Genomic DNA, 24683 nt, shown 5'->3' on the forward strand with positions numbered 1-24683 from the left:
GCGCGAAGTCATGAGAAACTTCCACCGCTGATCGCTGGTGCGGAGCTGAACAGACGCGAAAGAGACTCATGCCGAAGAAATATGGCGTCAAAGAGAAGGACCAGGTTGTCAACCACATCCTCAACCTGGTGCTGACGGGGAAGCTGCGCAGCGGCGACCGGGTCGACCGGAACGAAATTGCGGTCGGCTTGGGCGTCAGTCGTGTCCCGATCCAAGAGGCCCTGATTCAACTCGAGCACGACGGCATCGTGTCGACCCGCTATCACCGGGGCGCGTTCGTCGAGCGGTTCGACGAAGCCTGCGTGCTCGAGCATCACGAGCTCGACGGCCTGCTCAACGGCATCGCCTCGGCGCGCGCCGCAAGCAATCCGACGCCGCGGATCCTCGGGCAGCTCGACGCGCTGATGCGCGCCCTGCGCACCGCGAAGGATTCCCGGGTCTTCGCCGAACTCGCCGCGGAGTACCGGCAGACCGTCAACGACGAGTACGCCGGGCCGCGCCTGCACGCCACCATCCGTGCCTCGCAGGACCTCATCCCCCACGCGTTCTGGATGAGCTACCAGAACAATCGCGACGACGTGCTGCCCTACTACGAGGACGAAACGTCGGCAATCCAGCGGCGCGACCCGGACGCCGCGCGGGCGGCGTGCGTCGGCCGCGCCTACCTGATGGCGCAGACCATGTTGGCCGAATTGTTCCGGCGCAGGGTTTTTGCCGCACCCGACGACGCCCGCCAGGTTGTTTCCGGCCCGGTTCCGATACTGGCGGGGTCCGAGGCCGTCTGCGGAGAGACGTCGATGGCGGTCTAAATCGGCTCTCGCCGTGACGAGTTGCCGCCCGGTCGATACGGTGACGGTGATGAACTCGTGCGAAGGCCCGCGCGCGAAGCGCGGAGCCAAGCTGTTCGGACTGGCCGCCACGATTTTGATCGTGTGCGGCCTGGTGCTGGCCGGGCCCGCGTTCGCCGATAGGAATCAGTGCGCGCCGGCCGGGGTGGGTAGCGCGCGACCCTTACCCAAGGATCTCACCACCGTCGAGGGCGGCGTCGGTCGCGACGAAGACAACACGACCGCGACGGTCGAATCGCTCCATGCGATAGATCTCGGCGCCCTGGGCTTGAGCGCGCCCGGTGTTCTGACTGTCGGCACCCTGTCGGATGCCCCGCCATCCGTCTGCGTCGACGCCACCGGCATATTCACCGGTTTCGACAATCAGCTGCTGCGCGCGATCGCGCAAAAGATAGGCCTGCAAATCCGTTTCGTCAGTACGGATTTCTCCGCGCTGCTGGCCCAGGTGGCATCCCGGCGCTTCGACGTCGGCGCGGCCTCGGTACAAGCCACCGCCGCCCGGCGTCGCACCGTCGGATTTACCAACGGCTACGACTTCGGCTACTACGCGCTGGTGGTGCCCCCCGGGTCGCCGATCAAGAGCTTCAGTGATCTCACCGAGGGGCAACGTATCGGAGTCGTCCAGGGCACCGTCGAGGAGCACTACGTCGTCGACACCCTGCACCTGCAACCGGTCAAGTATCCCGGCTTCGCCACCGTGTACGGCAGCCTCAAGACACACCAGCTCGATGCCTGGGTGGCACCGGCAGCGCTGGCATCCAATCTGATGAAGCCGGGAGACCCCGCGGAGGTGGTTGCCAACGCCTTCACGCCGGGTCACTTCGTCGCCTATCCGGTGGCCAACGAGAATCTGCCGCTGATCAATGCGCTGAACGCCGGGCTGGACGCTGTGATCGCCGACGGCACGTGGGCGCAGCTTTATTCCGAGTGGGTCCCGCGACCGCTGCCACCGGGCTGGAAGCCCGGATCGAAAGCCGCCCCGACTCCACACCTGCCGGACTTCGCCGCGATCGCCGCGAGCCACCACAAGCCGGTGGGCCCGGTCGCGCCGAAATCCACTCTCGCGCAATTGCGCGACCAATTCCTGGATTGGGACCTCTACAAGCAAGCCATCCCCGTTCTGCTCGAGACCGGCCTGCCCAACACGTTGATCCTGACCAACAGCGCCCTCGTCATCGGGCTGGTGCTCGGCATGGTGCTGGCGATGGCCGGCATGTCCGGTTCCTGGTGGCTTCGCTTGCCGGCAAGGATCTATACCGACATCTTCCGTGGTCTACCTGAAGTGGTGATCATCCTGATCATCGGAATGGGCGTCGGGCCGCTCGTGGGCGGCCTGACGGACAACAATCCCTACCCGTTAGGCATCGCCGCGCTGGGGTTGATGGCCGCCGCCTATATCGGCGAGATCCTGCGCTCGGGAATCCAGAGCGTCGATGCCGGCCAGCTGGAAGCTTCGCGCGCACTGGGATTCAGCTATCCGGCCGCGATGCGGCTGGTGGTGGTGCCGCAGGGTATCCGGCGCGTACTGCCCGCGCTGGTCAATCAGGCCATCGCGTTGTTGAAGGGCTCCGCGCTGGTGTACTTCCTGGGCCTGGTCGCCCAGCAACGCGAGTTGTTTCAGGTGGGCCGCGACCTCAATGCGCAGACCGGCAACCTGTCACCGTTGGTGGCCGCGGGGCTGTTCTACCTGTTATTGACTGTTCCGTTAACGCATTTGGTGAACTACATCGACGCAAGGCTGCGCCGCGGCAGTCCCACCGACGAGTCGGACGATTCGGCCACCATGGTCACCTCCACGATCGGCCAGGGGATGATATGACCGCCGACACCGCAGCGCGGGCATCAGTCTCGTTGGAAGCCAGGGACATTCACAAAACGCTCGGCGGGAACAAGGTGCTGCGCGGCGTCACTTTCCAAGCCCCCGCGGGGACCACGGTGGCGGTCATCGGACCGTCCGGCTCCGGCAAGTCGACGCTGCTGCGCGCCCTGAATCGACTCCACGAACCCGACACAGGCGACATCCTGCTCGACGGACAGTCGGTGCTGGACGACGATCCCGACGAACTCCGTCAGCGCATCGGCATGGTGTTCCAGCACTACAACCTGTTCCCGCATCTGAGCATCCTCAAGAACGTGGCGCTGGGCCCACACAAGTTGCGCGGGCTGTCCGCGGACGCGGCCAAGGAACTCGCGCTGACCCAGCTGGAGCGAGTTGGCCTGAAGCACAAGGCCGGTGCCCGCCCCGGCATGCTGTCCGGTGGCCAACAGCAACGGGTCGCGATCGCCCGCGCGCTGGCCATGGCGCCGCAGGTGATGTTCTTCGACGAGGCGACTTCCGCGCTGGATCCGGAGATGGTCAAGGGAGCCTTGCAGCTCATCGCCGACCTCGGGGCCGGTGGTATGACGATGATCGTGGTCACGCACGAAATGGGTTTCGCCCGGTCGACGTCGGACACCGTGGTGTTCATGGATCACGGCAAGGTCGTGGAATCCGGGCCACCAGAGCAGATATTCGAAGCGGCTAAGACCGACCGACTGCAACGATTCCTGTCCCAAGTGCTTTGACGGGCTAGAAATAGTCGCCGTAGCTACCTTGTACGCCACCCATATCGGGTTAGACTGCCGACTTATGGCGGACAGCGACTCCACCGCAGCCGACGTGACCGAGCTTGCGGAAGGCTTGCACCGCGCGCTGTCCAAACTGTTTTCGATACTGCGTCGCGGTGACCCCAGCGGAGTCGTCGCGGGCGAATTGACCTTGGCGCAGCTGTCGATCCTGGTCACCCTGCTCGATCAAGGCCCGATCCGGATGACGGATCTGGCCGCGCACGAACGGGTGCGGACCCCCACCACGACCGTGGCCATCCGCCGGCTGGAGAAGATCGGACTGGTGAAGCGTTCTCGCGACCCGTCCGACTTGCGGGCCGTACTGGTCGACATCACGCCGCGCGGCCGGGCCGTCCATGCCGAGTCGCTGGCTAACCGGCGCGCTGCCCTGGCCGCGATGCTCAGCCAACTCCCCGAGTCCGACCTGAACATGCTGACCAAAGCCCTGGCACCGCTGGAGCGCCTGGCCTCGGGCGAGCCGACATCGGGCCCCGCCGGAGGCGAATCCCCCGCCCGCAAGCGCGCGTGAAAGTACCTGTTTTCCAACGGCATTGGTGACGTCCGTAGACTGAGCGCCATGCCATCCGCACTCATCACCGGCGCCGGCGGCGGTATCGGTTCCGCCATCGCCACAGCGCTGGCCCCGACGCATACGCTGCTGCTGGCCGGCCGGCCCTCGGCCCGGCTCGACGCCGTCGCGGACCGGCTCGGCGCCACCACCTTCCCGCTGGACTTGACCGACATCGACGAGATCGAGGCCACTTGCGAAATCGTGGACGAGCTCGACGTGCTGGTGCATACCGCGGGGGTGTCCGTCCCGGGCCGGGTCGCCGAGTCCCACGTCGACGAATGGCGCGCCACCTTCGGTGTGAATGTCTTTGGGGCGGTGGCTCTTACCCTGGAGCTGCTCCCCGCCCTGCGCAGCGCCCGCGGTCAGGTGGTGTTCATCAACTCCGGGGCGGGGCGTACCGTCTCGCCGGGTATGGCGTCCTATTCGGCCAGCAAGTTCGCATTGCGCGCGTTCGCCGACTCGCTGCGCACCGACGAGCCGGGCCTGCGGGTCACCACGATATTTCCGGGCCGCACCGACACCGAGATGCAGCGCGAACTCGTCGCATTCGAAGGCGGTGAGTACGACGCCGCCAACTTCTTGCGGCCCGAAACCGTCGCCGCGGCGGTCGCCCAAGCGGTGGCCACGCCGCGCGACGGCCACGTCCACGAGGTGGTGCTGCGGCCGGGACGGCGCTAGACGGGTTTCAGACGACCAGGTTGACCAGCCGGCCGGCAACCACGATGACCTTGCGGGGAGTGGCTCCGGCCAGGAACGCCTGCACCTTTTCATCAGCCAGTGCGGCGGCCTTCAGGGTGTCGTCATCGGCGTTGGCGGCTACCACCACGCGTCCCCGCACCTTGCCGTTGACCTGCACCGGATACTCGACGGTGTCGTCGACGAGATACGCGGGGTCGGCTTGCGGGAATGGGCCGTGCGCCAACGACGTGGTGTGCCCCAACCGCGACCACAGCTCCTCGGCCAGGTGGGGGGCCAGCGGTGCCAGCATCAGCACCAGCGGCTCGACCGCGGCGCGGGGCACCGCGTCGCGATGCTCTTTGGTGAGATGGTTGGTGTACTCGATCAGCTTGGCCGCCGCGGTGTTATTGCGCAGGGCCGCATAATCTTCCGCGACACCCTCGACGGTGCGGTGCAGCACCCGCAGCGTCTCGGTGTCCAGCTCCTGGGCGGCGTCGGCAACCCGCGATTCGCCGGTGCTCTCGTCGACCACCAGCCGCCAGACTCGCTGCAAGAAGCGGTACGCGCCGATGACGTCCTTGGTCGCCCAGGGCCGAGAGGCCTCGATCGGGCCCATCGACATCTCGTAGACCCGCAGGGTGTCCGCACCGTAGTCGTCGCAGATTGTGTCGGGCGAGATCGAATTCTTCAGGCTCTTACCGATTTTCCCGAATTCCTGAAAGACTTCGATCTCGCCGTCAGGTCCCGGATAGAAGAACTTGCTGTCCCGCTCGATCACCTCATCGGCCGCGACATAGGACCCGCGGGAATCGGTGTAGGCGAACGCCTGGATGTAGCCCTGGTTGACCAGCCGGCGGTACGGCTCCCGCGAACTGACGTGACCCAGGTCGTAGAGGACCTTGTGCCAGAACCTGCAGTACAGCAGGTGCAGCACCGCGTGCTCGGCACCCCCGACGTACAAGTCGACGCCACCGGGATCCTGCGGACCATGCTCGGCCGGCCGAGGGCCCATCCAGTACGCCTCGTTTTCCTTGGCACAGAACCGTTCTGAGTTATGCGGATCGGTGTAGCGCAGCTCGTACCAGGAGCTCCCGGCCCACTGCGGCATCACATTGGTGTCGCGGCTGTAGGGCTTCAAGCCGTCACCCAGATCCAGCTCGACGTGCACCCAGTCGGTTGCCTTGCCCAACGGCGGCGACGGCTCACTGTCCGCGTCGTCGGGATCGAACAGCACCGGTGAATAGTCCGCGATGTCGGGCAGCTCCACCGGGAGCGCGGCCTCGTTCAGCGCATGCGGGCGCCCGTCGCTGTCGAAGACGATGGGGAATGGTTCACCCCAGTACCGCTGGCGCGCGAAAAGCCAATCCCGCAGCTTGAATTCGATCCGCGACCGGCCGCGGCCCTCGGACTCCAGGCGGGCGGTGATGGCTTCTTTGGCCGCTGCGACATCCATGCCGTCGAGGTATCCGGAGTTCACCAGCACGCCGTCGGCCGAGTAAGCGGATTCCGAAATATCCCCGCCGGCAATGACTTCCACGATCGGCAGCTGGAACGCGCTGGCAAAGTCCCAGTCCCGCTGGTCGTGGCCCGGCACCGCCATAATGGCGCCGGTGCCGTAGCCCACCAATACGTAGTCGGCGATGAAGATCGGCACCGGTTTACCGTTGGCCGGATTGGTCGCGTAGCTGCCCAGGAAGACGCCGGTCTTCTCCTTGCTCTCCTGGCGCTCGAGGTCCGACTTCGCGCCGATAGCGCGCCGATAAGCCGCGACGGCTTCAACAGGTGTCGCGGCACCGTACGTCCAACTGGAGTCGACACCGTCCGGCCAGGCATCGGCAACGAGCTCGTCCACCAGGTCGTGCTCGGGAGCCAGCACCAGATAGGTTGCGCCGAATAAGGTGTCGGGGCGCGTGGTGAACACATCGATGTCGACGATGTCACCACGCGTCGTAGTCGCCGAGAACAGCGCCTCGGCGCCGGTGGAACGGCCAATCCAGTTGCGCTGCATGGACTTGACCTTGTCGGGCCAGTCCAGCAAGTCCAGGTCATCGAGCAGCCGGTCGGAGTACGCGGTGATACGCATCATCCACTGCCGCAACCGTTTCCGGAACACCGGGAAGTTGCCGCGGTCGCTACGGCCGTCGGAGGTGACCTCTTCGTTGGCCAGCACCGTTCCCAGCCCGGGGCACCAGTTCACCATCGAGTCGGCCCGGTACACCAGCCGGTGGCCGTCGATCACGTCGGCGCGCTCCCCTGCCGACAACGTCGCCCAGTCCCGGCCATCGCCGAGACGGCGGGCACCGGAATCGAATTCGGCGATCAGCTCGCCGATCGGACGAGCCTTGGCGGCCGCGGTGTCGAACCACGCGTTGTAGATCTGCAGGAAGATCCATTGCGTCCACTTGTAGAACTCGACGTCGGTGGTCGAGAAGGACCGCCGACTGTCGTGCCCGAGGCCCAGCCGGCCCAACTGCCGGCGGAAATTGACGATGTTGGCCTCGGTCCGAGTGCGCGGATGGGTGCCGGTTTGCACCGCATATTGCTCGGCGGGCAACCCAAATGCATCAAAACCCAAGGCGTGCAGTACATTACGGCCGATCATCCGGAAGTAGCGGGCGTATACGTCGGTCGCGATGTAGCCCAAAGGGTGCCCAACGTGCAGCCCGTCACCCGATGGATACGGGAACATGTCCTGCACGAACAATTTGTCGTCGGGCACCGGGGCGCCGTCCGTCGGCGCCAACGACCCCACCGGGTTGGGCACATTGAATGTCCCCAGCCGCGCCCAGTTCTCCTGCCAGGTGCCCTCGATACGTCCGGCCAGCTCCGCGGTGTAACGGAATGGGGGCGCGTCGGACTCCGTCTGGGCACCCGCAGGGTTGCTCCGAGACGAGGCGGTCGGCGATTGGGTCACCTGAACAGCGTATAAGGAGGATCTTGGCGGACTTGTCGGCCACAGGTTGGTAAAGGTTGCGTTGCGCAGAGATCAGGGGTTCATCCCATCTCTATTTCGGCCCTGTCCAGCACGTTTGACCTCTGGTTACAGTCAGCCTCTATACCCACGGATGCTGGCGGACCAGCCATTCGGAAGGACCGACAGAGATGACTCAGATCGCCGCCCCCGGGCGCGTAATCGCCGGCGGTTTCGCCGCCAGTGTGATCGGGTTCGCCCTATTTTCGGGTGCTACGGCTTCGGCCGATCCGCTGGTTCCCGTGCCACCGGGTCCGATTGTTCCGGTGCCGGCGCAGCAGTACATCCCCGCGGCTCCGGGTACGGCCAACAGCAACCGGTTCGTCCCCACCCCGCCGGCGGCGAATCCGTTCGCACCGCCGAGCCTCGCCGCCGCGCCCGCGGCGCCTAACAGCGTTGCCGCTCCGGCTGCGACGCCCAACGCCGCCGCGATCGCGCCGGCGCAGCCGACCGTGATCCCGGCGGCCTCCGGAACGCTGCGCGACTACTTCCAATCCAAGGGCGTCAAGCTGGAGCCGCAGAAGCCGCAGGCATTCAAGGCGCTCGACATCACGCTGCCGGTGCCCCCGCGCTGGACCCAGGTGCCCGACCCCAATGTGCCCGACGCGTTCGCGGTGATCGCCGACCGGCAAGGCAGCAGCGTCTACACATCAAACGCGCAGGTCGTGGTCTATAAGCTGGTCGGAACCTTCGATCCCAAGGAAGCCATCTCGCACGGCTACGTCGACAGCCAGAAACTGCTGGCCTGGCAGTCCACGAACGCCTCGATGGCTGACTTCGACGGCTTCCCGTCGTCTGTCATCGAGGGCACCTACCGCGAGGGCGACATGACGCTGAACACCTCGCGCCGTCACATCCTCGCCACGTCGGGCCACGACACGTACCTGGTGTCGCTCTCGGTGACCACCGACCGGGCAGTCGCGATCGGAGACGCACCCGCCACCGACGCCATCATCAACGGGTTCCGGGTGGCCGTGCCCGGAGCCGCCGCCCCGGCACCCGCCGCGGTTCCCGCCCAGGCACCCGCCGGGGTCCCGGCCCAGACGCCCGTCGTCGCACCCGCTCCGGTCCCCGCGCAGTCTCCCGCCGTGCTCCCCGCGCAGGCGCCGGCCGCGCTTCCGGCGCAGATGGGCGTGCCCAACCAGCTGCCCTCCCCGCAGCCCACGCCCAACATATTTACCCTGGTGCCGGGACTGCCGCCGCTGCCGAACTTCAGTAACCTCGGGCGCTAATTCTGCGCCGACACAAGGGCTGTGGAGCCCGGCGCGCGGATCCGTGATCGGCCTCGTATTGTGAGGCCATGCTGATCGCTGGGGTGGTGTGCGTGTGTGCGGCGGTGGCGTCCGCCGGGTTCGGAACGTGGTCGCTGTCTCACAACCACGCCGTCGACGGCACCCAGCTGGCGCTGCGCGCCATGGCGCCGACGCAGTTGGCAGCCGCGGTGATGCTGACCGCCGGCGGTGTGGTGGCACTGGCCGCGTCCGCGCACACGGCGTTCGTGGTGCTGATCGTCTGCGTGGCCGGCGCGCTCGGCACGTTGGCCGCCGGCTCGTGGCAGAGCGCACGCTTCGCGCTGCGCCAAGAAGCGGCGGCACCCAGTTGCGCCGGCGAGTGCAGCGTCTGTACGCAGTCCTGCCACTGACAAAATCCCACCGCCGCGACGTCGTGCGATAGGCCACCATGCTGAGGCGCTTGTCGACGATCGTCGATCCGTTTCTGCTGGCCCTGGCGACGACCGTCGCGGTTGCCTCCCTCTTCCCCGCCCGCGGCGACGCCGCTTACGCCGCATCGGTCGCCGCTGAGTCCGCGATCGCGCTGCTGTTCTTCCTATACGGCGCTCGCTTATCGCCACAGCAGGCCTGGCACGGCGTCCGGCAGTGGAAGTTGCACCTGCTCGTCCTGTCCACGACCTTCGTGCTGTTCCCGCTGCTGGGGCTGGCCGCTCGGGCGTTGGTGCCCTCGGTGCTGACGACCGACCTCTACAACGGCGTGCTGTTTCTATGCCTGGTCCCGTCGACCGTGCAGTCGTCGATCGCGTTCACTTCGATTGCGCGGGGCCATGTTTCCGCCGCCATCGTCAGCGCGTCGCTGTCCAACATCCTCGGCATCGTGCTGACCCCGCTGCTGGTGGTGCTGCTGATGAACACCAGCGGCGCGGTCCATGTGGACGCCCATTCGATCCGCGACATCGTGGTGCAGCTCTTGCTGCCGTTCGGCGCCGGCCAGCTGGCGCGGCCCTGGATCGCGGGGTTCGTCAGACGCTATGCGGCGGTGCTGAAGATCGTCGATCGAGGGTCCATCCTGCTGGTCGTGTACGCGGCGTTCTCGATGGGCGTGGTGGAGGGCATCTGGGTGAGCGTCGACCTGTGGCGATTGATCCTGGTTGCCCTGGTCGCGACGGCGTTGCTGGCCATCGTCCTGGTCGCCACGACGCTGACCGGCCGGCTGGCGCGGCTGGACCGCGGCGATGCGATCGTGCTGCTGTTCTGCGGTTCGAAGAAGAGCCTGGCGTCCGGGCTGCCGATGGCGCTGGTGTTTTTCCCCAACAACATCGTCGGCCTGACGATGTTGCCGCTGATGATCTTCCACCAGATCCAGCTGGTGGTGTGCGCGGTGATTGCCAGCAGGCTCGCGCGTGAAGCTGACGAAATGTCGCAGCCGCCCGCGCCGTCGGAGGTGGGGGAGGAGACCTAGTTTCGGCTGACGTCGATCGGGTGGGTCGCCAGCAGCGACAGCGGCAGCGGCTGCCGGCGCAGGACCTGGCCCCACAGGTCTTCCTTCGCCCCAACGAGAACGTCAGATGGCAACGCGGACAACACAATCCAGTCATCGCGCTCGATCTCACCTTCGAGCTGACCGATGGTCCAGCCCGAGTACCCCGCGTAGATCCGGACACCTTCGATCAACGGTGCAATCAGATCGGGCTCGGCGTCGAGGTCAACCATCACGATCCGCCCCGAGACATGCCGCAAACCCGGCACACCCTGCGGGTCGGCGCCGATCCGCAATGCCGCCAGGCACAGGGCAGCATCGCGCTTCACCGGCCCACCGATGAACATCGTCTTCGGCTTGGCGGCGAGTTTGGCCCACTGCGGCAATACGTTGTAGACCGCGGTCTCGCTGGACCGGTTGAGTACCACGCCCAGTGTGCCGCCATCGTTGTGCTCGACGATGTAAATAACGCTGCGCCGAAAGGTCGGTTCGAGAAGGTCGGTATTGGCCAGCAGCAAAGTACCCGCACGCACCCGCTGAGCAGCGGGTGCGATGAAGTCTTCCGGATCCTCGGGGTGCGGCATCAGTCCATCATCGCATTCCCGTACCATCGCTCGGCACAAACAAACGCCGCCCGCAAATATTTGTACTGTTAGTACAGCGACGTCGAGTGCGACGATCTTTGTCCAGCCTAATCGTGGAAGTCGGTTCTGTGTTTCAAACCCGGATGCCCTCGCGCGCACCCGTCGAACTCTGGCAGTCGGTGCGCGCAATGCCGGATCTCCGGCGGGTGATTGCGCTGCGCATGGCGAGTCAATTCGGGGATGGGCTCTTCCAGGCGACGGTGGCCGGCGCGCTGCTGTTCAATCCGGACCGGGCGGCCGACCCGTTGTCGATCGCGTTCGCATTCGCGGTGCTGTTCTTGCCCTACTCGTTGCTCGGACCCTTCGCCGGGGCACTGATGGACCGCTGGGACCGACGCTGGGTGCTGGTGGGCGCCAACCTGTGCCGCCTGGTCCTGATCTTGGTGATCGGCACGATTCTGGCGGTGCGCGCCGGCGAGATGCCGTTGCTGCTGGGGGCGTTGTTCTTCAACGGCTTCTCCCGATTCGTGGCCTCGGGACTGTCGGCGTCACTGCCACACGTGGTGCCGCGCGAACAGGTGGTGACGATGAACTCGGTCGCCACCGCCTCGGGCGCCATCGCGGCCTTCTTCGGCGCCAACTTCATGCTCGTACCCCGCTATTTCGTGGGCGGCAGCGATCGGGGCGCGTCCGTCATCATCTTGATGGCCGTGATTCCGGTGTTGGTGGCGTTGCTGTTGTCGCTGCGGTTTGGACCCCGGGTGCTCGGGCCGGACGACACCAAGCGGGCGATCCACGGATCGGCGGTCTATGCGGTGATCACCGGGTGGCTGCACGGTGCGCGAACCGTGGTGACCACGCCGACGGTCGCCGCCGCGCTGTCCGGGTTGGCGTCGCACCGGATGGTGGTGGGCATCAATTCGCTGGTGATCCTGTTGCTGGCGCATCACACGAAGAACCCCGCATTCGGCGGCCTGGGGATTGCGCTGGTGTTCTTTGCCGCGTCGGGGCTCGGGTCCTTCCTGGCCACCCTGCTGACGCCACCCGCGGTGCGCCGTTGGGGCCGCTACGCCGCGGCGAACGGTGCGTTGGCCGCGGCCGCGCTGATCGAGCTGGCGGGGGTGGGGCTGACGCTGCCGATCATGGTGGGGTGCAGCTTCTTCCTGGGCGTGACCGGCCAGATGATCAAGTTGTGCGCCGACTCGGCGATGCAGATGGACGTTGACGACGCGCTGCGCGGCCACGTGTTCGCGGTGCAGGATGCGCTGTTCTGGGTCTCGTTCATCGTCTCGATCACGGTCGCCGCGGTGTTGATCCCCGCCGACGGGCACGCGCCGACGTTCGTGCTGTTCGGGTCGGGGATCTACCTGGCCGGGCTTGCCGTCCACGGTGTCGTCGGCCGGCGCGGCCAGCCGGCGACCAGTCGCTAGGGAGGTCAAGATGGCGGATCCCGGGCCGATGGTGGCCGACCTGCGCGCCGAAAGCGACGACCTCGACGCGCTGGTGGCGCCGCTGGCGGTCGCGCGCTGGGCCGACCCGACGCCGTCGCCGGGCTGGACCGTCGCACACCAGATCGCGCACCTGTTGTGGACCGATCGCGTCGCGCTGCTCTCGGTCACCGACGAGGCGGGGTTCGCCGAGGTGCTGTCCGGCGCGATGCAGGACCCCATCGGCTTCGTCGACGCGGGTGCCGAGGAGCTGGCGACCACACCACCGACCGACCTGCTGCGCGATTGGCGCGCCACCCGGGAACGGTTGCACGACGCGCTGCTCACGGCGGACGAGCGTCGCAAACTGCCGTGGTTCGGGCCACCGATGAGCCCGGCGTCGATGGCTACCGCGCGGTTGATGGAGACCTGGGCGCACGGGCTGGACGTCGCCGACGCCGTCGGCGTCAAGCGGGCGCCCACCGACCGACTGCACTCGATCGCCCATCTGGGGGTGCGCACTCGCGATTACGCGTTCGCGGTCAACGAGTTGGCTCCGCCGTCCGAGCCGTTTCTGGTTGAGCTGCGCGCACCCGGCGGCGATACCTGGTCCTGGGGTCCGGCGGACGCGGCCCAACGGGTTACCGGGGCCGCCGAGGACTTCTGCTTCTTGGTTACGCAGCGCCGCCCGCTGAGCGCCCTCGACGTGAACGCGCACGGTCCCGACGCGCAGCGTTGGCTGGAGATCGCGCAAGCGTTCGCGGGCCCGCCCGGGCCCGGTCGATAAGCGATAGGGGAGCCGCCGCTAGGTCTCGTCGGTCGGCTCGCCGGCCCCGACAACCACGCGAGCGCGGGCGACGTCCTTGTCGGCTTGGCCTTCCTTGCCCTGCCCCAGCATGCCGGCCGGCGACATCGGCATCGGCGAGCCGCCCATCCCGGAGCTGGTCGGAGAGGTGGGGCCGCGCACTTCGGCGGCGTTGAGCATGCCGGCGCGCAAGCTGGTCGGCCGCCCGCCGGTCTCCGGCTCGAAGCTGCTGGTGGGACGGGTGTAGCTGGTCAGGCCGGCGCCCGGGAAGCCACCACCGCCGCCCACGCCTCCGCCGCCAGCTGCGCCGCCCAGGGGACTAGTTGCGCCGGCCAGCATGGCGGGCTCGACGGCGGCGCCGGCCGCGCCGGCATTGCCGCCACCGGCCGAGGAAAACGCGCTCGTCATCGACTGCAGCAGCCCCTGCGGCATGCTGGCCATGCCTTGGAAGGCATCCATCGGGGCCTTGATGACCTGCTGCAGCGGTTCGGTCAGGCCGGAGATCATTTGCAGCGGCTGCTGCATGAGGGAACTGAGCTGGCTGCCGCCCTCGGCGGGTGCCGCGGCTGCCTGCCCCGCACCCTGGGTCGCCTGGCTACCGACCTGCGTCGCGCCGTTCATTCCGGCCTGCCCGGCCGCCTGTGCCACGGCCGAGGCGGCCGCCGCCGGCCCAGCCGGTGAGGCCCCCATCGGTGCCATCGGCGGGGGAACGGCCAGCGCAGCAGTAAGCGCGGCCAACGCACCGGAGTAGGCCCAGCCAATGGTCGAATTGGTCGGCCAGTGGTGGCCGTAGTACTCGCCGTCTCGCTCGCCCATGGCCATCGTGTTCTGGCCGAAGAAATTGGTGTGGAACAGCACGTCCCACTCGAGCCGATTGGTCAGCGACATCAACGACGGGACGACCGACGATCTCGCCAGCATGAAGGCCTCGACCGCCGCCGTCGTCACGCCGATCTTCTCGGCGGTCCAGCCCACCAGTGTTTGCAATCCGGCATTGAGGCCGAGCGAGGTGATCATCGAAGCGATCGCACCGACGCCCTGCCACTGCGCCGCCGTCGCCAGGGAGTTGACTGTTGAAATGCCCGCCGACACTTCGTGATTCGTGGTCTCGGTGACCCACACCGCGTTATTGGCAAGCACGGATGCCGGATTGCCCGCCTCGAAGATCTGGGCGACGATCTCGGGAGGACCTGTCCACCTGGGATCGGCCATGTTCGGTTAGATCGCGCTCGCGGCCGCGTTCAGTGCGTCTGTCATGACGCCAGTGGCAGACGCGAGACCCTGTGCACCCGAGAAACCGGACCGCTGCCCGGCGTGCTCGGCCGCGGTCGCCAAATAGGCCGCACCGGCTGCGTTCAGCGCGGCGGCGAACTCGATGGAATCGGCGTCCGGCGCCATCGGCAGCACGCCGGTCAGCGCTGCCGCGCCGGCCGCGGTGGTAGCCGCCATCTGCTCGCTGATCGCGCCTTCTGTCGCCGCCGACAAGTCAACGGCGCCTGGCACCATGTCAAACAGACCGCTCATTTTGACCCCTCCGTATTTTTCTAGATGCCCGGTTTCATCCGTGGGGGTATACCCCCTTTTGGCTGGCTCCCCACCAGGCAAGTTGTGTCCGGCGAAATATCGCGGAATGGCCTGATTCTATGGTGGCCGCTGGCGGCTGTCGATTCACCTTTTTGCCTCGCCACCCGGCCGCCGCGGACCTGCCTATTCCGGGGCTCCTACCAGCACACCTTCGATCGCGCCATCGGTCGTGACGAGCAAGCCCCGCCCGGGCGGCAGTTGCTGGGCGCTGACCCTGGCGAACACTTTGACCGTCGCCGGGTCGTTGTCCATGAATAAGGTGGGCGCCCGCGAACTCGTCATCTTCTGCAGGAATGGATTCGTGATGGAGACCCCCGCCCAGTTTCCGGGCAGGCGCGAGGCAATCACGTGCAGGCCTATCTCTCGGCTGCGCTCGATCAGCCCCCACAGCGGAGCGCTCGCGGCGGCCTTGCCGATCGCACCGTGTGGACGCAGTTCCTGTTCGTCGTCGATCAGCAGGAAATGGTGCGGGCCCGCCCAGGTGCTGCGGCTCAGCAACTCTTCCTGACTCAGGCCCGAGGGAGGGAGACGGTCGCGCATCATCGCCGCCAGTTCCTCGATCACGGTGTCGATATCGTCGGCGGTGTAGGCGTACGCGCGAACGTGCGGTCCACGAATCTTGCCGATCAGCGACGTCTTGGGATCGATGATGGTGATCTGCGCCTGCTCGGGACCGAACCGGCTCATGACCGCCTGTCCGAAGGCGGCCAGGGTCGTCGTCTTACCGCACGACTGCCGGCCCAGCACCAGCATGCTGGGCACCGTTCGAGTCGGTAAATATGTTGGCTGCAAAGCACTTTCGCCGATGGCGAAGGGGATGTTGAACGGGTCCGCCGCCACGTCGGTCTCCGCGAAGGCGGCGATGATCTGGGCGAGCTGAATCTGTTCGGGCAGTCGCGCCAACTTCTCCAGCCTGCCGACGCCGGTCACCTCGGCAATGACCCCCCCGAGTTGGCGCGTCGGTATCCGTTCGCCGGTGGCCGACGTGATCTCCGGTACCCCGATCAGCACCTCGTGGCCTTCTCGGGTGACACCGAACCCAGGCCGGTCCAGTGTGTTGCGGGCGGCCTTTCGCCGCTCGAGGCCCTCGCCCATCTGGGTTTCGTCCGGATTGCTCAGCCGCAGCTGGATGCGCGCATTCGACACGTTGACCAGCGCCTGCTTCTGCCCCACCAGCCACGCCGTGGCGGTGGTCGCAACGTGGACCCCATAGGACAGCCCCTGGCGGGCGAGGGAAACCAAGCGGTCTCCCATCGCGGAATCCTTGTCGTACAGGTCGCTGAAGTTGTCGACAACGAGGAAGACGTCGCCGAACTTGTCGGCGGGATCGGTGCCGCCTTCCCGCTCGGTCCCGAACCGCCGTTCCCGGAATTCGGAGATGTCGATTTGGAACTGCTTGAACGCCGCCTCACGGGCCAAGATCAATCCCTCGATCGACGCCACGGTCCGCGAGACGCCTTCCTTGTCTGTTTGGCTGACGACTGATGCGACGTGTGGCAGATCTTCGACGGGGTAGAGCGAAGCCCCGATGCAGAAGAACGTGACTCGCTCGGGCCGGTACATCAATGCGGCAGAGGTGATCAAGGCCATCAGTGTCGTTGATTTGCCGCGCTGAGCGGTCGCCACCACCATGATGTTGTCCATCTCGGCGTCGATGGCGTGCACGCGCTGAGCGTGGTCCTCGGGGATGTCGACGACGCCCACCGGGAACACCAAGCCTGGGTTGTCGCCGTAGTCGACATACCACGGCTTGCGCCGCCAGCTCGCCACCAGCACATCCATCGGCTCGCTGACTTCCAAAGGTGGCAGCCATATTTGGTGGGGTGGACGCGCGCTGTGCGACATCAGCGACTCGCGGATCACGTCGACCAGCTTCTTCTTCCGGAACCCGTCGGCGTGGAACAGAAACTCGTCGGGTTCCTCGGGCTCGTCGGCGACCGCCAATGCTTCGCTGTCTGCTTCGCTCAGCGGTTGGTACGCCCAGGTGAATGCTCGCGGCTGCGAAAAGCTCATGGCCACCGTCTTATTCACGCTGACCACCCGTTTGGGCACCACGAACGGAGCGGAGACGTAGAAGCAGCGGAACTGCTCCAGGTCGCGTGGCCCCACCTTGAGCAGTGCGTAACCGTTCTCCTTCGACGGCAGATGCAGTGCCGCGTCACTGCCGATCACATCGCGCGAGTCCTCCGCGGTCTCGGCGCGCAGGGCCACCCGAAAAGCGATGTTGCTCTTGACCTTGCTGAGCGACGACAGGTCCAGCCGCTGACCGCCGAGCGTGAAGAAGACGTTACAGCCGCGGCCCTCTTGCCCGATGTGGATGACCAGATCGATCCACTCCGGATGATGGATGAACAGTTCGAGGTATTCGTCGATGATCACCAGCAGGATCGGGACGGGTTCCAGGTCCCGCCCGGCGAGCCGCATTTCTTCGTACTCGTTCGCGTCGCGCGCCCCGGCTTGGTTGAAAAGCCGGTACCGCCGGGCGATCTCACCGTTGACGGCCTTGCGCATCCGTTCGGCTAAATGCCGATCGTCCTTACCCAGGTTGGACAGCGAACCCGCGACGTGGGGGAATCCCTGCAGGTCCTGGGCCGCGGATTCGAATTTCATGTCGACGAAGATCACGATGAACGTCTCGGGGGAGTGCGTCAACGCAATCCCCGTGCATAGCGACAGGAAGTATTCCGACTTGCCGGAACCAGAGGTCCCGATCACCACCGAATGGAACCCGAAACCACCAAAGTCTTTGGCGCGCAAGATAATCTGCTGCAGCTCGCCGGCCTGCTTGACACCCACGGGCATCATCGCCCATTTGTGGTCGCCGCGACCGCGGCTTTCGCCCCAGAGCCTGTCGACATCCAGTTCCCGGGGATCGCTGATGCCTAGCGCGCGCAGCAATTCACCGCCTTGGCTGTCGGTCTCCGACAGATCCCCGGCACTCATCGGGGACCAACGGGCAAGCGCTCGCGCGTACCGGCTGGCGGTGCTTTCAGCGAGCATGTCCGCCACGGCATAGAACGTGCCGCGGTGGGTCAGTCGGCCTTCGCGCAGCGCGAAACGCTCACTGTCGTCGGTGAATCCGACCCCCAGCCCGGCCCGGGTGGCCAGCCGCACCACCGTGATGCCGGCCATGCCTTTCTGTCCGGTCACGCCTTCCCATTGCTCCGGGGTGCCGACGTTGTCGTCGACGATCACCCAGTGCGGTCCCAACGCCAGGCCGCTGCTGGACTCCATCGGCGATGGCATGGACGTCGGGCTCATGCCGACCGGCGGTGTCCATGGTCCGCGACCCTTGCGGTGCAGCTCGGCGTCGAGCGCCTCTTCCAGCTCGGTGGGGGAGGTGAAGATCAACCGGCGCAGCCCACACGCGTCGAACATCTCGTCGTGTTGATTGTGCGGCAGCCACACCAGCCACGACCACAACTCGGGGTGGCGGGTGACCACCATGACTTTGAGATCGCTGGAGCTGTGGTAGACGGCCAGCGAGCACAGGATCGAACGGGCCAGGCTGTGCAGTTCGCCCGGATCGTCGCCGATAAAGCTGAAGCCGGGCTTCGACCGCAGGCTGAGTACCTTGCCGATTCCGCGAATCTTGCTCTGCTCGAGGATGAAATCCCTTAGCGCACCGCCGGTTACGGGCTCGAGCTCTTCACCGATCGGAACGTCGGGCCACTGCAGCGACACCGCGGATTCGCTGGCTTGCTGGATCCCGATCCCCAGGCGGACGTCAAGAAAGTCGGGGTCCGCGGGGCGTCGTTCCCACATCCGCGGCCCACCGATCACGGTATCCAGCTGCTGCGGATCGCCGTGCACGAAGAGCTGGCTGCGGCGCTGATTCTGGGCTGCGCGTTGCACTTCGTCGCGGTCCTCGTCGAGCTGACGCAGATAACTGCGGCGCTGCTTTTCTTGCTCCCCCCAACTGATCCGGCGCCCACGCCCCAACCGCCCACTGAACATCAGCGTCCCGAACCCGACCAGACCGATCATCGGGAAGAAGCCCGACTGCAGGGATCGAATCCCCGACGCGTACATCACCACCAGCGTGCCGATGATTCCGACGAGCAACGCGGGAATCGCGATCATCAGCAGGATGTTGCGGGGTTCCCGCTCGGGCAACGCCAACGGTGCGGCGACCGCGATGCGCACCGGCGGAACGTTCGGCGCGGGCTTGCGGCTGCCGCGGACGAAACCTCGTTTGGACATTGCTACTTAACCCCCGCCTGCCTGGTCGTTGAGATCGGGAATCGGCGCCACGGCACCGCCTCCGGAGACTGCGTCGCGCGCCACCAGCGCAGCGTCGCGACCAATCGCGGGCCCGGGCGCGAAGGTGCGCACGATCGGCCAGGGCGCTTGCACGGCCAGCCGCGGGTCCAGCCCCAACGCCTGCAAGGTGGCGTGATCGGATTGAACTCCGTATCGAACACCCTGCGGTGAAATCCAATACAAACTTTCCCGACTGTCGGCGGTCGCGACGCCGCTGGTTGTCGTCACGAAGTTCGCCGCACCTGGCAGGATCAACGTTTGTTGTGCCTCAGCGGAATTAGGGTCGCGGTCGTCGCGAACCAGGCGCACCACCCGGGAATCCATACCGGCCGAAACCGGCAACCCCCGACCGGTGAAGACTGTGATCCTGGCCTGTGGATCGCCCGATTGTTTCTCCCAGCCCACGCATGTCGCCGGGTTGGCCGACGTGTCAACGAATTCCAGCTTCTCCGACGGGTAGTAGTCGACATCGAGCACGTCGACCACCGGGATCTGAATCAGCTTGTCGGGCGCGACCAGGGTAGGCGTCGTCGAGCCCTCCGAATCCGCGGTCCGCAACAGGTCGGCGACGAAGCTGGTGATTTTCTGCACACCGTCGGGCAGCAGCACATAGAAGCCGTTGACGGCGCCATTCGCATCACGGGTTTCCAGCACCCTGCCGACGATCGAACCGGGCAGCCACCGCGATGGCGTGCCCCGTCCCGGAATCACCGGCAAGACAATAGGTTCCGTTGACGGCATCGCGTCGAACACCGCATTGGAGATTTCGATCGGGTACGTCACACCGGGATCGAGACCCAGGTTGAACGTCACCGACCGGTCCGCCGGATCAATGCGCGAGCGCTGCCCATGCCAGATCACATACGTCGCGCCCTTGTGGGTTGCCAGGATGGCCTGCTTCGGGCGCATCGGCTCCGATCGCCCGAAGGGGGAGAGCTGACCGGCGATGGCGGTCACCACCGGCGCCGTCCCACTGCCGCGAGCGGCAGCGGCGTCGCAGACCGACCAGGCCGATTCGGCGCTCGACGTGATCGGCAAGCTGTCCGGCGCACCAGGTATGCCGATGAGCGGGCCGGTCGGGTACTTCGCGATCTCGCCGGCTCGAACCCAAGTCGGAGCGCCGGCATTGCCGACCGCCAACCGTGCCGAGGTCAAGTTGAGCGCGGGATAGAGCCGGCCGTTGATCTTCGCGTAGACCGCGCCGGTGTCACGATCGCCGATGATCGACGCTTGGCCGACCAAGCCGGAGGGCTTCATGACATGAAGTAGCGCCATCCAGCCGACGCCGATCAGAACGAGCACGATCGACAGCGCCACGGCCGCTTGCTGTTTGCGGTCGTCGTGCTTCATCCGGACCGAGAACCTGGTGATCGCGGCGCGCAGCCGCCGGTTATAGAACAGGTGCCCCGAATTCTGGTCCCGGTTGGACAGATTAAGTGGCACGGTCATTCTCCTTCAGGCGGTCGATGCAGGGGTGCCGCATCGACACCGACATCAATGCAGCTCGCTGCCGTACCTGGCCCGATTCTCGGCTTCGGCCTCTTCGCGCAGCGCCGCGATCGCCAAATTCAACCTGTCCGCCAACTCCGCGTGGGCATAGCCGGTCATCACGTCGGGATGCAGCGACAACTCGACCAACCTGCCGTCGGAATTCGTCACGGCGCGAATATCCCCCAAGTCCACGCTGTACGTGACCGTCTCGGCTTGCGCGACAAGGGCTTCCCACTTGTCGGCTGCCTCGCTCAGTTCACGTAGAACCGCTTCGACGAGATCCTTGTCGCTCAGATTCGTGCGACCGCCCGACCCCGCCACCATGTCAGTATCATCGAGCCCTCCAACCAGCGTCAATTCAGAGTTTTACTGCTGACTTGGGCTGGTGAGATTGGGGGAGTGGGGGGCAACCCGTTACCCGCGGGGCGTCGACCGTTGAGGTTATCGAGCGGCTTGAGAAGTCTCAGGCACCCGACTGCCTCCTCGGCGATGACGCGGCCCAGCGACGTGTAGGCGGCGAATTGCGCTTCGCTGAACCACTGGTCGGAGGTGGGATCGTGCGGAAAAATCGCGGTGGATGCCGCATACGTCAGCAGCCAGAACGGGCACCGTTCGCTCAGTACCGCCTTCGCGAAAATCAGGGTCCCGGTGCTCTCGTCGAGCCCCGCCGCGGCAGGATATGTGATCGCACCCTGAACTACCGCCCCGCGGGTTATTCGGCTGTTCAGGCTGGCTAGCGCGTCGTCTTTGGCGAACTGCTTTCCCGACCCCGGGGTGATGCTCTCGACGGAATAAGGGCCCGTGCGGTTTAGCGCAACCTCCACGCCCAGTTCATATCTCGCCAAACGAAGTGCGTCTGTGAGGCCGACGGGTAGCGGCGGAGGATCGCCCCCTCCGTCGATCACGATAATCAGTCGGCACCTGCGCCGGAGGGCCTCCACCAGGCCCGAATTGTCGTAGTGGCCGCCGTCCGTGACTTGCACCAGCCGCGCGTCCCGGTCGTTGATACCGAGGATCTCCCGATATAGGTAGCCCCCACCCCGGATGCTCGGCAGCGATTTCGGCCATACGCGCGGGAGCGCGTCGGAGCCTGAACCGTTCGGGCGAGTGGAGTCCCTGAGTTGGCGGACGAAGTTCGGGTTAGGCAACCAGGTGCCGAGGCGAGCGCCGGAAATGGCGAGCAGTTTTTCGACGCCCTTGTTCTGGCGTCCCATCGCCGAGGCGAACGCCGCACCACTCACGGCAACCGCTGCCTCCACGGTCAGGTCCCGGCGGATCCGAGGCGATGCCGCTTGGAACAACTTCTTGGTGTGGAACCACCCGAGCTCTGGTCCGCCGACGTAGTCCGCACTCATTACGAACGAAACCGCGTTGAGGCCGGGCGCGGGCTTGTCGGGGCCCGAGATCGTGGCCGAGCACGCGAACACAAATTTTGGGCCCCGCGTCGTCTTGCCATACAAGTGCAGCCAGGTGGGTTCGGCGTCGTCGTACTGCACCGCTTTGTCTGCACCACGGCGCACGGCGAAAGTGCGGGCCAGGCAGCGACGATAGAAGGGATGCAGGCTCAACGACGTGACGTCGGCAAACCCGAGGAACAACGCGGCGAGCCCAAGGCCGCCTAACCACCAGACCCCCGGTGGCACGTTGAGGAAGCGTTCGCCCCATCCGGTCTGGGTGCAGAACTGGAAGGCGCCGGCCGCGAAGCTGCCCAGCAGTGCCAGCCACACCACCGATAGCAGGGCCAAGGTAGCCAGGGTCAGCAACAGCGAGATAACCTCCGGCGGCAACAGACGTTTCAGCAGTCGCGGGGACGACTGCGTGCCGATGCTCTTGGTCAGCTTGTGCCTGTCGCGCCAGATGATCGCGACCAGGGCGGCCACGTAGTTGACCCCGACGACGCCGGACAACGCGGCGAACGCACCGCCCGCGCTCGACGGTGTGTGGCTGCTGGGCGCCGAGCAGAGCAGCATCAATGCGGGCAATGCGATCGTAAGCGTGAAGATCACCAGCGCGAACACCGCGCTCGCGCGGGCCAAGCCCAACGCGAGCGCCATCCGGCGTTCGCTGCACCGACTATTCGACCTCCACTCGGTGATCAGCACGAACACGGTGCAGGCTACGGCCAAACCCGCAAAGACTCCGATCGCCCAGTACGCGGAGGGGTGGGTCACGAGTGATGCCGACAGAGGAGTGTCCGAGCCGGCGGCTGCGGTCTTGCCAGAGATCGGCGGGAATGCGGCGACCGGAACGTCGGCCAGCAGCAAGCCTGCCACCGACCCAGCGATCACCGGGACGCTGAAAATAATTGCCAGCGAGGCCACCAGATTCTTGAGCACTTCTGCGAGGGCCCTTATCAAGCCGAGCGGTGAATCGGCGAGATAGCTCGATCCCCGACGGATATGGTCAAACTCCGCTGACCCGTCTTCGAACCGTTCCGAGATGTCCGCGATGTTCGGCTTTGGCTTAAGTTCGTCGCCCTCAAGCTGCACTTCGCGCTTCTGGTTGGGGTCGACTAGTTGGCGTTGTACCGCCAGCAGCCGCGCACCGGCGGCGTATCCGCCCCCCGACACCGAGATCACATAGTCGAGGCCGTCCAATAAGGTGGCCGCATTGTCGCTGCCACCATTCGAGTTCGCCGTGGGATCGGCGGCGATCGACGGTTTGGAGAACACCTGCATGGCGCCCATAGCCACGCAGGCCGACCGCACGCCTCCGCCCGAAAGGCAAAGTGCTCGAAGCGGTTTCGTTCGGTGTTTCAGTGACGCAGTCACCCCCGGGACGTTATAGGCTCGCTGCCAGCTCCGCTGGTTTTCGATCACGGTCTTAAATGGCTGGCCGGAGTCTTTAATGGCCTCTTTGACGGCCGCCTGATCCGCCGTAGGCTCCGGCCAGGACCGAGGCGCCAGCACTCCATCCCACCAGGGAGTCGGCGCAGACCCGTCGCCCGCACCCAGGCCCAGCCACCGAAATACCCTGAACGATCGCAGGATCTCGAGTACCGACGCTCGCCAAGTGCGGCGCCACCTTCGTACCCGGCGGCACTTGCCCATCGCGTCACGCAGGATGATCGCAAAAAAAGCGAATACCCCGATTGCCCCCACAGCGATTGCGGAGAACTTGATGGTGGCTGCGGCGGCGGCGGCGGTGCGCCAACCGGTTTCCTTGTGGCTCAACATGATCGACACCAAAAGGGCTTCGATCAGGTTGGCGGCCACCGCGATGACTACCGCGGCGAGGATGAAATTGGCGGCTTGGCCGCCTAGTTTGGAGCCCGCGCGAGCTCGATAGAACAACGCGCAACCTGCCAGCACCGTCCCGTAGGCGGCGATCCACCAAAGGTTGCTGTGCAAAGCCGACGGAAAAGCCGCTCTAACGTCGGCGATCGTGGATCCGGGGTCTCCGAACGTATAGTGCGTCCATTTCGGCCTGAACGCGCCTCGCACCCCAATACACCCGAGTACCGCGCCCGTGGCGATCATTCCGAGCGCAATGGTTACTGCCCGCGTCAACAGGAATGTAAACATTCTCGCCTCCCAAGCCCGACGAAATAATTGTTGGCTAACACGGCTATCGGATAACCGTTTGGTTTGCTGATGCGCTTCAGCAGCAGGTATGAGGGTGTTGCCGGACTCCTCGATTCATTGGGCGCAGTTGGCGACTGCCGGCTGAGTACAGATGCGGTAAACCACCACGAGAACGCGCTCAGCTGTCGCTTCGCCGTCAATGACGTTGCACTCGAAGGGGATACCGTCGGCCAGCTCGGTGAGCTGACCGGCTCAATCCTCGCAATGGCGTTCGTAATCCCAGCGCTCCAACCACGCCGAGAGGTGGTGGATTCCGACGCTCATGACTATCAGCACCAAGCCTTCTACGACCATCACGAGCTCGTTCACAGTCGCTCCATCTCACGGGACATCGCCGCTTGTTCCAGGTAGCTCGGCCGCGAATACGGGTACTTCCGAGGCGCCCGAGGCTCAACGCTTTGCACCAGCCGTTGCCAGAAAGCCATGAGCCGAGGACGTGGGGCTTCGACGGGCCGCGGGGCCACACCGGCGGCGGCGGTTGCGAACATCACCTGGCGTTCGGTGATCAGGACGGTCGCCAGCTCGGTTGCGTTGCGGCTCTGTACCCGCGCCCCAACA

18 protein-coding genes are annotated in these 24683 nt (G+C 65.8%); 10 read left to right on the forward strand and 8 right to left on the reverse strand.

The features are described from left to right. The first annotated feature begins 68 nt into the window (after nt 1-68). The 5 genes from LMQ14_RS27840 (at nt 69) to LMQ14_RS27860 (ending at nt 4704) form a co-directional block, all read left to right on the forward strand. Nucleotides 69-809, forward strand: coding sequence for a GntR family transcriptional regulator (locus LMQ14_RS27840; RefSeq protein ID WP_267732800.1), 741 nt, complete (start codon nt 69-71; stop codon nt 807-809). Between the two features lie 49 nt (nt 810-858). Next, nucleotides 859-2667, forward strand: coding sequence for an ABC transporter substrate-binding protein/permease (locus tag LMQ14_RS27845; protein WP_267732801.1), 1809 nt, complete (start codon nt 859-861; stop codon nt 2665-2667). Further along, the gene (locus LMQ14_RS27850) at nt 2664-3413 is read left to right on the forward strand and encodes an amino acid ABC transporter ATP-binding protein (RefSeq protein ID WP_267732802.1); all 750 of its coding nucleotides are present in this window, start codon (nt 2664-2666) and stop codon (nt 3411-3413) included. Before LMQ14_RS27845 ends, LMQ14_RS27850 begins: the two co-directional genes overlap by 4 nt. Nucleotides 3414-3477: 64 nt before the next feature. Beyond that, complete coding sequence (locus LMQ14_RS27855) at nt 3478-3984, forward strand: MarR family winged helix-turn-helix transcriptional regulator (RefSeq protein ID WP_267732803.1); 507 nt, start codon at nt 3478-3480, stop codon at nt 3982-3984. A gap of 48 nt (nt 3985-4032) precedes the next feature. Continuing rightward, nucleotides 4033-4704 (forward strand): SDR family oxidoreductase, encoded by a 672-nt coding sequence (locus LMQ14_RS27860; protein ID WP_267732804.1) that lies wholly within the window; start codon nt 4033-4035, stop codon nt 4702-4704. A 7-nt stretch (nt 4705-4711) separates the two neighbouring features. On the opposite strand, the gene leuS is transcribed toward LMQ14_RS27860, so the two are convergent. Further along, complete coding sequence (gene leuS, locus LMQ14_RS27865; RefSeq protein WP_267732805.1) at nt 4712-7618, reverse strand: leucine--tRNA ligase; 2907 nt, start codon at nt 7616-7618, stop codon at nt 4712-4714. Nucleotides 7619-7806: 188 nt separating this feature from the next. On the opposite strand from leuS, the gene LMQ14_RS27870 reads away from it, so the two are divergent. The 3 genes from LMQ14_RS27870 to LMQ14_RS27880 all read left to right on the forward strand — a co-directional run bounded on the left by LMQ14_RS27870 (nt 7807) and on the right by LMQ14_RS27880 (nt 10369). Then, entirely contained in the window at nt 7807-8907 is a 1101-nt protein-coding gene (locus tag LMQ14_RS27870; protein WP_267732806.1) for an LpqN/LpqT family lipoprotein, read from the forward strand. A gap of 68 nt (nt 8908-8975) precedes the next feature. Further along, nucleotides 8976-9317, forward strand: coding sequence for a hypothetical protein (locus LMQ14_RS27875; RefSeq protein ID WP_267732807.1), 342 nt, complete (start codon nt 8976-8978; stop codon nt 9315-9317). Nucleotides 9318-9355: 38 nt separating this feature from the next. Then, complete coding sequence (locus LMQ14_RS27880; protein WP_267732808.1) at nt 9356-10369, forward strand: bile acid:sodium symporter family protein; 1014 nt, start codon at nt 9356-9358, stop codon at nt 10367-10369. Here LMQ14_RS27880 and LMQ14_RS27885 read toward each other — a convergent pair. Then, nucleotides 10366-10971 (reverse strand): YqgE/AlgH family protein, encoded by a 606-nt coding sequence (locus tag LMQ14_RS27885; RefSeq protein WP_267732809.1) that lies wholly within the window; start codon nt 10969-10971, stop codon nt 10366-10368. The genes LMQ14_RS27880 and LMQ14_RS27885 overlap by 4 nt on opposite strands. Before the next feature lie 143 nt (nt 10972-11114). On the opposite strand from LMQ14_RS27885, the gene LMQ14_RS27890 reads away from it, so the two are divergent. Together LMQ14_RS27890 and LMQ14_RS27895 are read left to right on the forward strand one after the other, a co-directional pair. Next, complete coding sequence (locus LMQ14_RS27890; RefSeq protein WP_267732810.1) at nt 11115-12401, forward strand: MFS transporter; 1287 nt, start codon at nt 11115-11117, stop codon at nt 12399-12401. A gap of 10 nt (nt 12402-12411) precedes the next feature. Continuing rightward, complete coding sequence (locus LMQ14_RS27895) at nt 12412-13185, forward strand: TIGR03084 family metal-binding protein (protein ID WP_267732811.1); 774 nt, start codon at nt 12412-12414, stop codon at nt 13183-13185. An 18-nt stretch (nt 13186-13203) separates the two neighbouring features. Here LMQ14_RS27895 and LMQ14_RS27900 read toward each other — a convergent pair whose 3' ends face one another. The 6 genes from LMQ14_RS27900 to LMQ14_RS27925 form a co-directional block, all read right to left on the reverse strand. Continuing rightward, a complete protein-coding gene (locus tag LMQ14_RS27900; protein WP_267732812.1) occupies nt 13204-14415 on the reverse strand; it encodes a PPE domain-containing protein in 1212 nt (403 codons plus the stop codon). 6 nt (nt 14416-14421) lie between these two features. Next, entirely contained in the window at nt 14422-14727 is a 306-nt protein-coding gene (locus LMQ14_RS27905) for a PE family protein (protein WP_267732813.1), read from the reverse strand. Between the two features lie 183 nt (nt 14728-14910). Continuing rightward, the gene (gene eccCa, locus LMQ14_RS27910; RefSeq protein WP_267732814.1) at nt 14911-18990 is read right to left on the reverse strand and encodes a type VII secretion protein EccCa; all 4080 of its coding nucleotides are present in this window, start codon (nt 18988-18990) and stop codon (nt 14911-14913) included. A gap of 6 nt (nt 18991-18996) precedes the next feature. Beyond that, nucleotides 18997-20493 (reverse strand): type VII secretion protein EccB, encoded by a 1497-nt coding sequence (gene eccB / locus LMQ14_RS27915; protein ID WP_267732815.1) that lies wholly within the window; start codon nt 20491-20493, stop codon nt 18997-18999. 51 nt (nt 20494-20544) lie between these two features. Next, nucleotides 20545-20865, reverse strand: a complete 321-nt coding sequence (locus LMQ14_RS27920; RefSeq protein WP_267732816.1) for a DUF2710 family protein — start codon at nt 20863-20865, stop codon at nt 20545-20547. Nucleotides 20866-20894: 29 nt separating this feature from the next. Continuing rightward, entirely contained in the window at nt 20895-24065 is a 3171-nt protein-coding gene (locus tag LMQ14_RS27925; protein WP_267732817.1) for a hypothetical protein, read from the reverse strand. Between the last annotated feature and the right edge of the window lie 618 nt (nt 24066-24683).

Source organism: Mycobacterium sp. Aquia_213 (assembly GCF_026625985.1).
Lineage (GTDB): Bacteria > Actinomycetota > Actinomycetes > Mycobacteriales > Mycobacteriaceae > Mycobacterium.